This window comes from Methylobacillus flagellatus KT, assembly GCF_000013705.1.
Classification (GTDB): Bacteria; Pseudomonadota; Gammaproteobacteria; order Burkholderiales; family Methylophilaceae; genus Methylobacillus; species Methylobacillus flagellatus.
The window spans coordinates 2,274,764-2,287,820 of sequence record NC_007947.1; the positions used below are offsets into that span (position 1 = coordinate 2,274,764).

Below are 13,057 nucleotides of genomic sequence, written 5' to 3' on the forward strand. Positions count from 1 at the left end.
CATAAAACACCTTCCTCACAGGAGAACAATGTCATCACTGGCTTGTCTCCTGTTTCTTTTTCTACATCATCATTGCCATACCAGTCTTGATCCGGTACTTTCTGTAAACGTAGCTTGCAGCAGAGATACTGTGTATTGAGCAAAAGCGCAAGGATTTTGTCTCCGTCCTGCAAGAGCGCATATTGCGATAGCGCTCCCAAAGATCAGACATTCAAAACCTGACCATGCTGCAAGGCCTTCGGCACCAAGGGATGCCTGGCAGCATCAATCTCCTGCATGATGGCTTCTCCTTCGCCCGGCTTCAGGTGCGTAACCCATACTTCTGGACGAGGCTTTAGTCGATCTAAACCATTCAGCAGCAATGCCGGGCAATAATGATGGGATACCAAAGCTAGGGCAATCTCGGCATCGGTAAATGACACTTCGATGATCAGGTGACGTAAATTGCCTGCTTGGTTCAGCACTTGCCAGAACTCGTCGCAACTGGTGGTATCGCCGGTAAATGCAAGGCTGCCCGAGCCGCTACCGAGCAAATAGCCGACTGCCGGCACGCTATGGTTGGCAGGGAGCGCCACAATACGGCGGCCGGCTATCTCGGCCTCGTCTCCCACCGTTATAGGCGCATATTGCAGCAACGGTTGCTCGGGAGTGGGAATCTGGTTGAAGTCCGGCCAGATGTGCCCATTGAAGATATGCGCCTTGAGGCTGGCGATGGTCTCCGGCAGGGCATGTACCGTCACTGGCTGCTCGCGCTTGCCCAGCACGGCATCCAGCAGCAAGGGCAGGAAGGCGATGTGGTCAAGGTGGGCATGGGTCAAGAATACGTGGCTGATTGTCGACATTTGGGCCAGCGTGAGGTCTCCCACGCCTGTGCCTGCATCAATCAGGATATCCCCGTCCACCAGCAGGGATGTCGTGCGCAGCCCCTGCCCAATGCCGCCGCTACAGCCCAATACCTGGACATTCATGTCGTTCCCCATTTGCTTTCAAAATTGAATACGCCATCCCAGTCGGCTGCCGGTGCATGGCGGCTGAAATGCGCAATCCGCTCCAGATAGAGTGTATAGATCCTGCGCGCACCATACGTAGCCTGCAATGTGTTGAAGGCCTCACGGGCTGGCGACCATTGTTGTTGTCTATAGGCTGCCAATGCCAGTTCGTATTGTGCCAGCTCTTGCTCCGTCACGGCATGCTCAGTGGTGATGGGCGCATAAATCCGTACCGGGATGCCCTTGCCTTTGACACGGATCAGATCCAGCTCACGGTAGGGATATTGGGTGGCTGCGCGGATGACGAACTCACTCACGATGATGGGCTCATCATAGTAGCTGCACAGGCTTTCCAGGCGTGCGCCCAGGTTGACCGCATCCCCCATCACTGTATATGCCATGCGGAATTCCGACCCCATATTGCCTACGGTCATTTCGCCCGAATTGAGACCTATGCCAATGTCCAGGCGCGGCCAGTTCCTGGCCTGGAAGCCGGCATTCACCTGTTCCAGCTCGCGCACCATGTCCAGCGCTGCATTGACCGCATTGGCGGCATGCCGGTCGTCATGCAGTGGCGCACCCCAGAATGCCATGATGGCATCGCCCATGTATTTGTCTATGGTGCCGCGGTGTTGATGGATGACGCGCGTCATTGCGGTGAGGTATTCATTCATGAGCTTGGCCAGCGCTTGCGGATCAAGCGCTTCCGATATTCTGGTGAAGTCGCGGATATCGCAGAACAGCACCGTCATTTCGCGGCTTTCTCCTTCCAGCCCGAGTTGATGCGGCCGCTCAACCATCTCAGCCACCAGCGCTGGAGGCACGTACTGGCCAAACAGCTGGGCCAGGTGCCGCCTGCTGCGCGACTCGATGAAATAGCCGTAGCTCATATTGAGCACATAAAGCAGCAGGACGAGCAACAGGGCCGAGGCCAATGGCAGCACGATACCGGCCTGCCATGCCATGAGATTGAACCCCGTAAGCAATGCCCACGTCGCCAGGGCTAGGACGGTGGCAGGCACGGGAGACATGCGTGGAATCAGAATGGAAAGCCCCACCCCCAGCAGCATGAGCAACAGGAATTCGGCCCCGCGCGTATAGCCTGGCTGTTGCAGGATATTACCGTCCAACATGCCTGAAATCAGGCTGGCATGGATTTCCACACCGGGATAGACGCTCTGTACGGGCGTAGCACGCAAATCCATCAGGCCCGGTGCCGTGGTACCGATCAGCACGATGCGGTTCTGCAACTGTTGAGGGGAAACCCTGCCATGCAATACATCGGTGGCGGATACATAGGAAAAACTGCCCTGCTTGCCGCGATATGGAATCAGCGTATTCAGGTTGGCATCAACCGGGATTTTACGCTGGCCCAGTTCCAGCCATTCCATGCCGGCATATTGCATGCTGTCGGTGAAACCAGGTGCCACCTGCACATTGCCCAGTACTCGTCGGACGACGGCCAGCGACAGCGCCTCGTACATGCCGCCCTGGTATGCCACCAGCAAGGGGACGCGGCGCGTGATCCCATCTTCGTCGGGGTCCGGATTGAAGTGCCCAGCTGCCGCTGCCTGCTGCTGCAGGATCGGCAGGTTGGCGCCATACCCACTGGCCTGTAGATAGGCGACATGACGCCCGGCCAGCATGTCTGCCTGCATTACGGGTGGCGGCAACATGCCGATATTGCGCCCCATGTCCGTGCCATGCCGAAAATAATATCCCAGCACAACATTCCGTCCGCGCATGCTGTCAGCAAATTGCCTGTCATGATCCAGCGCGGGCAGTATGGCATCGATCAACGGCACCCATTCCGGCCGCTGCGTAAATTGCGCCTGCCGCATTGCCTGCAGTGCTGCCAGGCCGGAGCTGTGGTCTTTCTCCGCAAACACGACATCGAATGCCACCAGCCTTACCTGATAGTGGTCAAACAATAGATCCAACAACTGCGCCAGCCGCTTGCGGCTCCAGGGCCAGTGTCCCTCCTGTTGCAGGCTGGCCTCATCGATATCGACGATGACGATGCGGTCGTCATGATCTTCCGGCGCGAGCAGTCGAATGCGGGTGTCATAGGCAAAGCGCTCCATCGCCTCCATGAAATCCAGCCTGAAAGCCCCCACCACGTGCGCCAGCAGTATGGCGGTGGCAAGGACGCCCAGCAACAGGCGGATATGGTGATGGGAAAAGGAGCGGGGAATACGCATGCAGAAAAGAAGGTTGGAGTGTTATGCCAGTGCGTTGGTTTTACAGAAGCATAGCGTAAAAGCCCTGCGTGTGGGCATTATGCGATGTGCCATGCGTCGGATTGCATGGCAGAATGCAACTTTCGCCAAGCATATAGACGATACCGATGTCCTTACTCGATTGCATTGAAATCTCTCCCGATGACACCATCCGCAACAGCGTAATCTGGCTGCATGGCCTGGGCGCTGACGGCAACGACTTCGCGCCAGTGGCGCGCGAACTGGCGTTGCCACACACGCGCTTCATCCTGCCACATGCCCCTGCAATCCCGGTCACGGTCAACCATGGCTATGTCATGCCTGCATGGTATGACATTTACAGCTTCGAGCCAGGTGCTCCCCAGGATGGCGACGGCATCCGCGCCTCGCAGCAAGCCGTCCAAGCCCTGATCGCCAATGAGCTGGCGCGCGGGATTCCCAGCCATCACATTATGCTGGCTGGATTCTCGCAGGGCGGCGCGATCGCGCTTCACACCGCCTTGCGTTATCCGGCACCGCTTGCCGGCGTACTGGCGCTTTCCACGTATCTCGCACTGGCCGACAGCCTGGCAATGGAAAACCATGCTGCCAATCAGCATACCCCCATTTTCATGGCGCACGGCACAGTGGACAATGTCATCCCACTGGCGCGCTACCAGGCATCTGCCCAGGCATTGCAGCTCCAGGGATATTCTCTGGAGCTGCATGAATACCCAATGCCGCATTCCGTCTGCATGGAAGAAATCGATGACATCCGCAGCTTCATGCTGCGGCAATTCGGATTATCATTAACTTAGTCGTGGTTTATCGACGCAGTTCGGCGTAAAATAACACATTAACTTCACAATAATGCAATGAGCAGCATGACCGGAAGGGGTGGTGCCACATGCTCGTGCACCGGTTGTTTTCATGAGTAAAAAAACAAAAGCTGACGACCCGCAAGCCAGCATATTCGAAGCCTTGAGCTTTGAAACCGCCATGGCCGAACTGGAGGGCCTGGTCGGACAGATCGAATCCGGCCAGCTGCCCCTTGAGCAATCCCTGGCTGCCTACAAACGCGGCTCGGAACTCCTGCAGCACTGCCAGAAATCGCTGGCAGACGTCGAGCAGCAAGTACGCATCCTCACCGAATCCAACCAGCTACAACCGTACATCGACGCTAAATGACCGATTTCCAGAGCTGGGCCCGCCATACCCAACAACGTATGGAACACACGCTGGACAACTTGCTTCCAGCATCGTACATTGCCCCCACCCGCCTGCATGAGGCCATGCGCTATGCCGTGCTGGGCGGCGGCAAGCGTGTACGCGCACTGCTTGCACATGCTGCTGGCGAACTCTGTGGTGCCGCCCCCGAAAAAGTGGATATTGCCGCTGCTGCGGTGGAGCTGATCCATGCCTATTCCCTCGTGCATGACGACATGCCGTGCATGGACGACGACGACCTGCGCCGCGGCAAGCCATCCTGTCACAAGCAATATGACGACGCTACGGCGCTGCTGGTCGGCGATGCCTTGCAGACCCTCGCCTTTCAGTCCCTGGCGACGCCCGGTTTGTGTACGGACCCCGGCAGGCAGCTGGAAATGGTCAGTCTCCTGGCCATCGCCAGTGGCTCACGCGGCATGGCGGGAGGGCAGGCCATCGACCTTGACAGCGTCGGCAAGGCACTTGAGCAGTCCGAGCTGGAATACATGCATATCCATAAAACAGGTGCCCTGATCCGAGCAGCGGCCCTGCTCGGCGCACACTGCGCCAATGATCTGGACCAGGAGCGGTTACATGCGATAGATCATTACGCCCAGGCCATCGGCCTTGCCTTCCAAGTGGTGGACGATATCCTTGACGCAGAAGCCGACAGTGAGACCCTGGGCAAAACAGCGGGCAAGGATGCCCAAAGCGACAAGCCGACTTATGTCACCATCCTGGGCATCGACCATGCCAAACAGCTAGCAAAGGAACTGCTGGATGGCGCGCTTGCCCAGCTGGCACCTTTTGGCGAAGCCGCCCACCGCTTAGAGCAGGTGGCGCACTTCATCACTCAACGTAGCTTTTAAGCGGGCCAGCCATGTACGAACTGCTAGAAAGCATCAACTCACCAGAGGATCTGCGGCGTCTTGACCGCAAGGAGCTGCATGAGCTTGCCAGGCAATTGCGCGCCTTCCTCATCAATAGCGTGGCGCAAACCGGAGGACACTTGTCCTCCAACCTCGGCGTGGTAGAACTGACCATTGCCCTGCACTATGTATTCAACACCCCTGAAGACCGAGTAGTCTGGGATGTGGGGCACCAAACCTATCCACATAAAATACTCACCGGCCGCCGCAAGGACATGGGCAACCTGCGCAGGCCGGGTGGCATTGCAGGATTTCCGCGCCGGGATGAAAGCATTTACGACACCTTCGGCACCGGGCATTCCAGCACTTCGATCTCTGCTGCGCTCGGTATGGCGGTCGCGGCGCAAAAGACCGGCTCCGACCGCCACTCCATTGCCGTGATTGGCGATGGCGCAATGACTGCGGGCATGGCGTTCGAGGCGCTCAACAATGCAGGTGCCATGGATGCCAACATTCTGGTCATCCTCAATGACAACGATATGTCGATCTCGCCCAACGTGGGCGCGTTGACCAACTATCTCGCCAAGCTGCTTTCGGGACCGTTGTATACCACGGTGCGCCGATCGGGTGAAAAGGTTCTGGGCGTCGTGCCTCCAGTGCGGGAATTTGCCAAGCGCGCGGAAGAACACGTAAAAGGCATGGTCACCCCCGGCACATTGTTCGAGGAGTTCGGGTTCAACTATATCGGCCCGATAGATGGCCACGATATTGACGTGCTGATCACCACGCTGCGCAATATCCGCGAACTCAAGGGCCCGCAGTTCCTGCATATCGCGACGCAGAAAGGCCACGGCTACCAGCCGGCTGAAGATAACCCGGGCAAGTTCCACGGTGTTGGCAAGTTCGATCCCAGCAACGGCTGCTCGATTGCGCAGGCAGGCAAGAAAACCTACACGCAGGTGTTCAGCGACTGGCTGGTGGACATGGCGGCCCGTGATGAGCGCCTGGTCGGCATTACGCCTGCCATGTGCGATGGTTCCGGCCTCAATGCCTTTGCTGAACAATTTCCCGACCGTTTTTTCGATGTCGGCATCGCTGAGCAGCATGCCCTCACTTTTGCCGCTGGCATGGCGTGCGATGGTTTGAAGCCTGTCGTCGCCATCTATTCCACATTCCTGCAGCGCGCATATGACCAGTTTATCCATGATATCGCCCTGCAGAACCTGCCGGTGATGTTCGCCATCGACCGTGCAGGCCTGGTGGGTGCAGATGGCCCGACGCATGCTGGCAGCTTTGACCTGAGCTATCTACGCTGCATTCCCAACATCATCATCATGGCGCCCAGTGATGAAAATGAATGCCGACAGATGCTATACACGGCATACCTGCACGATGGCCCGTCGGCGGTGCGTTACCCACGCGGCGGCGGTCCCGGCGCCACCATCACCCGTGACATGCAGTTGTTGCCGATCGGCAAGGGCGAGCTGCGCAGACAGGGTAGCTGGGTCGCGATTCTCGCTTTCGGCAGCATGCTGGCACCGGCATTGGAAGCAGCCGAGACGCTGGATGCTACGGTGGCGAATATGCGTTTCGTCAAACCGCTGGACGCCAACTTGATCAATCAGCTGGCATCCAGCCATACGCTGATTGTCACGGTGGAAGAAAATGCCGTCATGGGAGGAGCTGGCGCAGCCGTCATGGAATGCATGCAGGCAGCGGACATCCACACGCCTGTGCTGTGCCTCGGCCTGCCCGACATGTTCATCGAACATGGCGTACATGAAACCATGCTGGCAGAATGCGGCCTCAATGCTGCGGGAATCATTGCAGCAATTGAGAAAAAATTAACCAAGTAGTATACTCAACTATTACCGAATTCACTCTTAGCATTTCAGGAAGCCCATGAACCAGCCCTCCATTCCTCCTATTGAAGATGTGCAGAATACCCCGGATACCCGGCAGCTCGCCATTGACAAGGTAGGAATCAAATCCATCCGCCACCCGGTCAAGGTCAAGGACAAGACCGGCGGCGTACAGCACACCGTTGCGACTTTCAACATGTATGTGTACCTGCCGCACAACTTCAAGGGCACGCACATGTCGCGCTTTGTTGAAATTCTCAACAACAATGAGCGCGAAATCTCGGTGGAATCCTTCGAAAGCATCCTGAGGGCCATGGTGGAACGCCTCGATGCTGAATCCGGCCACGTCGAGATGACTTTCCCTTATTTCGTGAACAAGACCGCACCGGTTTCTGGCGTACAGAGCCTCTCGGACTACGAGGTCACCTTCATCGGCGAAATCAACAAGGGCAAGTACGACATCACCGTCAAGGTCGTCGTGCCCGTGACCAGCCTCTGCCCTTGCTCGAAGAAAATCTCGGACTATGGCGCCCACAACCAGCGCTCACATGTCACCGTGACCGCACTGATCAACGACTTCATCTGGGTGGAGGACATCATCCGCATGGTAGAGGACCAAGCCTCTTGCGAAGTGTATGGCCTGCTCAAGCGTCCTGACGAGAAGTACGTCACCGAGCGTGCCTACGATAATCCCAAGTTCGTTGAAGATATCGTGCGCGATGTCGCGGCGCAATTGAATATCGAGACACGGATTGTCAGCTATACAGTGGAATCGGAAAACTTTGAATCCATCCACAACCACTCCGCGTATGCGCTGATCGAAAAAGATAAGCGTAAGTAAGTAACGGTACGGTCACGTTATGTTGACAAAAAACGGCAGCCTGGGCTGCCGTTTTTGATGTGATGGAGCCGCCGAAACTTAATATTTTTTGGTCAGCGTCAGTGCGATACCATCGCGTTTCATTTCCATGCGGTTAAGCGCGCTCATGCCCAGTAACACGACCGCAGGCGAACCGCCCTCCATGACCAGCCCGTCCACTTGGCTCAACACCAGCCCGTTGAGCCGCACCTGATTAATCACCACCTTGTAGGCATTGGCCACGCCGTTCGCCGTCTGCACGGATACGGGTATGCCGCGTTTGTAGTCGATCCTAGCATATTTGGCATCGCCGCTGTTCAGGACGACGGCGGATGCGCCCGTATCCACCAGGAAGCGCAAGGCGGCGCCATTGATATGTCCATCGACGAAATGATGCCCGGTCGAATCGGCATATAAGGTCACACTGCCGCTGGCTGCTGGCTCCTTGCTTGGCAGCGCAAGGGCCTGCCCCATGCCCAGCTCCCGCTTCAGTCCGTCCACCTCGATCACCGCCCTGTCACTGCTTGCTGCCACCAGGCGAATGCCTTCTGGACTCACCTCGCCGACTGCAAGAGTGCGCGGCTTGCCACCATTGATGACCATGATCGCCTTACCCTGGAATAGTCCGACGATATTCACCTGGGTTTCCGCCCAAGCCAGCGAAGGCAGCAACCATGGCAGTACCCACATCAATATCCGCATTGTTTCCCCTTTTTGGAGCCGCCAACATCCCTTTCTGGCGTCGTTGCCCTGCCTTACTTGTTGTACTGTCTGCGGCGGAACGGCTGGCCAGAATCACTTGAGTTGATTTTGTTAGCGGCTCCTCAATCTTCCCGCATCATGAACATGAAAAAGATAAACCCGAGCATAGCGCATAGTGCAGATGCGGTAAATGTCCAGCTTGGGCCTATACTCTCCCAGGCAAAACCACTGATCACGGCCCCCAGCGTCCCGCCAACGCCATAAGAAATGCTGGTATACAGCCCTTGGCCCTTGGATTGGTGCCTGCCCTTGAAATATCGGTGCGTCAGTGCCACGGCTGCCGCATGATAGGAGCCGAAGGTCGCCGCATGCAATGTCTGCGCAAGCATGATCAACCACCAGACTTCCACGGCCCAGCCGATCACGAAGAAGCGCACGAATGCCAGGAGCAGGCTGGCGAGCATGATGCGTCGCAAGCCGAAAAGGGCAAACAGCTTGGGCATATACAGAAACACCATGATTTCACATATCACACCCAGGCCCCATAACCATCCGACCATGCCCTTGCTATAGCCATGATCCACCAGGTAGATCGAGTAAAAAGTATAGTAGACGCCATGCGCGGCAGACATGGCGAAACAGGCGGCCATCAGTGCCATGACCTCGCGCCTGCGCAATATCGCCCACCAGGAGCCGTCGCTATCGTGATGCTGCAACTCCACCAGCGGATCCTCCAGGCGCCAGGACAACACCCAGACAGCGCCCAGCAGGAGCAGGATGACCCACAGCAATGCCATCATGCCCAGGTATTGCACGGCATAGCCGAGCCCGATCACCGCGACCACAAACCCTATTGAGCCCCAGAGGCGGATATGCCCATAACGGTCCAGCCTGTCGCCAAGATGGCCCAGGGTAACTGCCTCGATCAAAGGCAAAGAGGCGCTCCAGAAAAAGCTCAACGCCAGCATGACCGCAAACAACCAGTAAAAACTATTGCCGAAAAACACGCCGACATAAGCCAGCAGGCTGGCACCAGCAAGGAATTGGATAATCGGGACACGATGCCCGCGCCGGTCTGCCAGCCAGCCCCACAGGCTGGGGGAAAAGCTGCGCGCGACCTGGAATAAGGACATCAGGATCGCAATCTGGAAGGCGTTGAACGCCAAAGACTGGAGATACAAGGTCCAAAACGGGGTAAAGGCGCCGACAAAGCCGAAGTAGGCACAGTAAAAGCCGGACAGGCGCCAATAGGGCAGCGAAACATGGCTTTTCATGTCAACTCAATATAGGCTCAGCGCGGAAGCGTAGCTCTAGGCAGGGGCACAGACAATGCCTGCCGGGTCGTCTCAGCGCTTGACGGTGTCCACCGAGACATCGGCGTTCTGGGCGCGATGGCGCAAGGCATGATCCATCAGCACCAGTGCCATCATGGCTTCGACAATGGGCGTGGCGCGTACACCCACGCAAGGGTCATGGCGACCCGTGGTCTGCATTTCCAGGGCCGCACCATGCTTGTCGATGGAATGGCGCAATTGCGGAATGCTGGAAGTTGGCTTGAATGCGACATGGGCAATAATGTCCTGGCCACTGGAAATGCCGCCAAGTATGCCGCCTGCATGGTTGCTGGCAAACCCCTGAGGCGTCAGTTCGTCACCGTGCACCGAGCCCCGCTGGGCCACACTGGCAAATCCATCGCCGATTTCCACGCCCTTGGCGGCATTGATGCCCATCATCGCATGCGCAATGTCGGCGTCCAGACGATCATAGACCGGCTCGCCCCAGCCTACGGGCACGCCTTCGGCCACCACCGTAATTTTCGCGCCTACGGAGTCGCGCTCGCTGCGGATGCGGTCAAGATAGGCCTCGAGTTCAGGGAGGATGGTTTCGTTCGGCGCAAAGAAGGCATTCCGGCTCACTGCGTCCCACGACTCGAAAGGAATCTGGATGTCTCCCAGCTGACTCATGCAACCTCGGATCGTGACACCATAGCGCTGCTTGAGCCACTTCTTGGCGATAGCACCCGCGGCAACACGCACGGCTGTCTCGCGCGCACTGGAGCGGCCGCCACCGCGATAATCGCGAATACCGTATTTCTGCCAGTAGGTATAATCGGCATGCCCGGGACGGAAGGTCTCGGCGATCTTACCGTAATCCTGGCTGCGCTGGTCCTGATTGCGGATCAGCAAGCCAATCGGCGTGCCTGTCGTCCTGCCCTCGAACACCCCCGACAATATCTCCACGGTATCCGGCTCCTTGCGCTGGGTGACATGGCGCGATGTGCCTGGCTTGCGGCGGTCCAGTTCCTGCTGGATATCCTCCACCGACAGCTCCAACCCCGGCGGGCATCCGTCCACAACCCCACCGATGGCCGGGCCATGTGATTCGCCGAAAGAAGTCAGGGTAAACAGGGTGCCTATGGTATTGCCGGACATGGATGTGATCTACTATGCAATATGTGGATTAAGGACCGGAGTTTACCATATCCGGCCATAGGATTTGGCCCGGCTAAAGCTGCCTCCACTCCCCTGGCGCGATGCCTTCGAGCGTATGCTGCCCCACCGCATAGCGCACCAGGCGCAATGTCGGGAACCCTGCCTTAGCGGTCATCCGCCGCACCTGGCGATTCTTGCCCTCAGCGATGATCACTTCCAGCCAGGCAGTCGGAATGGCCTTGCGCTCGCGGATAGGCGGGTGCCTGGGCCATAACCCGGCTGGTTCTTCTATGCGCCTGACTTTAGCAGGCTGGGTAACGAAGTCGCCCAGATCCATGCCATGCCGTAGGGGCTCCAATGCTTCATCGCTGGGGTCGCCCTCTACCTGCACCCAGTAAGTTTTGAATTCTTTGTGCCTGGGATGCGATATGCGGTGTTGAAGTCGCCCATCATCGGTTAGAATAAGCAGACCTTCACTGTCAGTATCAAGCCGCCCAGCGGCATAAACCCCTGGCACAGCAATATAATCCTTCAATGTCTTGTGCTTTTCATGGGGACTGAACTGGCAAATTACACCATAAGGCTTATTGAATAAAATCAGCATGTTGGTCTCATGGAATGATTGCGCCCGTCTCTCTAGCGTTTGAATAGGATAGTTCTGAATGTCTACAAAAATCAAAGTACCCACTACTGGCGAGAAAATCAGCGTTAATGCGGACAACTCGCTCAATGTGCCCGATCACCCGATTATCCCATTTATCGAAGGCGACGGTATCGGCGTCGATATCACCCCACCCATGCGCCATGTCGTCGACAGCGCCGTCGCCAAGGCCTATGGCGGCAAACGCGCCATTGCCTGGATGGAGGTATATGCCGGCGAAAAAGCCGTGAAGACCTATGGTGACAACACCTGGCTACCCGATGAAACACTCAAGGCCGTCAAAGATTATGTCATTTCCATCAAGGGACCGCTGACCACTCCCGTAGGCGGTGGCATCCGCTCGCTCAACGTGACCTTGCGCCAGGAACTCGACCTGTATGTCTGCCTGCGTCCGATCCAGTATTTTCAAGGCGTGCCCAGCCCGGTCAAGCATCCTGAAAAAACCAACATGGTGATTTTCCGCGAGAATACCGAGGACATCTATGCCGGTATCGAATGGGCTGCCGGTACCGACGAGGTGAAAAAGGTGGTGGACTTCCTCAGTGACATGGGTGTGCGCAAGAAGATACGCTTCCCAGAAGCTTCCGCCATCGGCATCAAGCCGGTGTCAATCGACGGCAGCAAGCGCCTGGTGCGCAAGGCGATCCAGTACGCCATCGACAACAACCGCAAGTCCGTAACCATTGCCCACAAGGGCAACATCATGAAGTTCACCGAAGGCGGATTTAAGACTTGGGGTTACGAAGTCGCCAAGGAAGAGTTCGGTGCAGTGGAAATTGACGGCGGGCCGTGGTGCAAGCTGCCCAATGGCATCATCATCAAGGACTGCATCGCCGATGCCTTCCTGCAGGAAATCCTGCTGCACCCTGCAGACTACGACGTAGTGGCCACCCTAAACCTGAACGGCGACTATATCTCAGATGCGCTCGCAGCCCAGGTAGGTGGTATCGGCATTGCGCCCGGTGCCAATATCTCGGATACCGTGGCCATGTTCGAGGCCACCCACGGTACGGCTCCCAAGATCGCGGGCAAGGATATCGCCAATCCAAGTTCGCTGATCCTGTCAGCCGAGATGATGTTGCGCCACCTGGGATGGACTGAGGCCGCCGACCTGGTCATTAACGGTGTGGCCAAGGCGATCCAGGCAAAGCGTGTTACCCATGACTTCTCATCACAAATGGAAGGCGCCACGCAAGTCGGCAGTGCAGAATTCGGTGCGGAGATCGTCAAGCACATGTCATGATGATGGCGCTGGAGCCAGCCCTGACGAGGCGCTGAC

The 13,057-nt window shown here is 57.2% G+C and carries 12 protein-coding genes; 6 read left to right on the plus strand and 6 right to left on the minus strand.

All coding sequences use genetic code 11. The features are described 5' to 3' along the window. Positions 1-203: 203 nt before the first annotated feature. Together MFLA_RS10890 and MFLA_RS10895 are read right to left on the minus strand one after the other, a co-directional pair. Positions 204-968: a 3',5'-cyclic-nucleotide phosphodiesterase gene (locus tag MFLA_RS10890; RefSeq protein WP_011480349.1), complete on the minus strand. Its 765-nt coding sequence runs from the start codon at positions 966-968 to the stop codon at positions 204-206. Then, positions 965-3,190, minus strand: a complete 2,226-nt coding sequence (locus tag MFLA_RS10895; RefSeq protein WP_011480350.1) for a CHASE2 domain-containing protein — start codon at positions 3,188-3,190, stop codon at positions 965-967. The genes MFLA_RS10890 and MFLA_RS10895 overlap by 4 nt, the downstream gene beginning before the upstream one ends. A gap of 146 nt (positions 3,191-3,336) precedes the next feature. Here MFLA_RS10895 and MFLA_RS10900 point away from each other — a divergent pair, with 146 nt between their 5' ends. The 5 genes from MFLA_RS10900 (at position 3,337) to folE2 (ending at position 7,965) form a co-directional block, all read left to right on the plus strand. Then, positions 3,337-4,005, plus strand: coding sequence for an alpha/beta hydrolase (locus tag MFLA_RS10900; RefSeq protein WP_011480351.1), 669 nt, complete (start codon positions 3,337-3,339; stop codon positions 4,003-4,005). 112 nt (positions 4,006-4,117) lie between these two features. Then, entirely contained in the window at positions 4,118-4,375 is a 258-nt protein-coding gene (locus tag MFLA_RS10905) for an exodeoxyribonuclease VII small subunit (RefSeq protein ID WP_011480352.1), read from the plus strand. Next, the gene (locus MFLA_RS10910) at positions 4,372-5,262 is read left to right on the plus strand and encodes a polyprenyl synthetase family protein (RefSeq protein WP_011480353.1); all 891 of its coding nucleotides are present in this window, start codon (positions 4,372-4,374) and stop codon (positions 5,260-5,262) included. Before MFLA_RS10905 ends, MFLA_RS10910 begins: the two co-directional genes overlap by 4 nt. Positions 5,263-5,273: 11 nt before the next feature. Continuing rightward, positions 5,274-7,118 carry a 1-deoxy-D-xylulose-5-phosphate synthase gene (gene dxs, locus MFLA_RS10915; RefSeq protein ID WP_011480354.1) on the plus strand — a complete coding sequence of 615 codons (1,845 nt, stop codon included), beginning with the start codon at positions 5,274-5,276 and terminating at the stop codon, positions 7,116-7,118. Between the two features lie 46 nt (positions 7,119-7,164). Next, a complete protein-coding gene (folE2, locus tag MFLA_RS10920) occupies positions 7,165-7,965 on the plus strand; it encodes a GTP cyclohydrolase FolE2 (RefSeq protein WP_011480355.1) in 801 nt (266 codons plus the stop codon). A 78-nt stretch (positions 7,966-8,043) separates the two neighbouring features. On the opposite strand, the gene MFLA_RS10925 is transcribed toward folE2, so the two are convergent. The 4 genes from MFLA_RS10925 to MFLA_RS10940 all read right to left on the minus strand — a co-directional run bounded on the left by MFLA_RS10925 (position 8,044) and on the right by MFLA_RS10940 (position 11,721). Further along, complete coding sequence (locus tag MFLA_RS10925) at positions 8,044-8,685, minus strand: retropepsin-like aspartic protease family protein (RefSeq protein WP_011480356.1); 642 nt, start codon at positions 8,683-8,685, stop codon at positions 8,044-8,046. Positions 8,686-8,807: 122 nt separating this feature from the next. Next, positions 8,808-9,959, minus strand: coding sequence for an MFS transporter (locus MFLA_RS10930; RefSeq protein WP_011480357.1), 1,152 nt, complete (start codon positions 9,957-9,959; stop codon positions 8,808-8,810). 72 nt (positions 9,960-10,031) lie between these two features. Then, complete coding sequence (gene aroC, locus MFLA_RS10935; protein WP_011480358.1) at positions 10,032-11,117, minus strand: chorismate synthase; 1,086 nt, start codon at positions 11,115-11,117, stop codon at positions 10,032-10,034. 73 nt (positions 11,118-11,190) lie between these two features. Continuing rightward, positions 11,191-11,721: an rRNA large subunit pseudouridine synthase E gene (locus MFLA_RS10940; RefSeq protein ID WP_011480359.1), complete on the minus strand. Its 531-nt coding sequence runs from the start codon at positions 11,719-11,721 to the stop codon at positions 11,191-11,193. 58 nt (positions 11,722-11,779) lie between these two features. On the opposite strand from MFLA_RS10940, the gene icd reads away from it, so the two are divergent. Further along, positions 11,780-13,021, plus strand: a complete 1,242-nt coding sequence (gene icd, locus MFLA_RS10945) for an NADP-dependent isocitrate dehydrogenase (RefSeq protein ID WP_011480360.1) — start codon at positions 11,780-11,782, stop codon at positions 13,019-13,021. Positions 13,022-13,057: the final 36 nt, after the last annotated feature.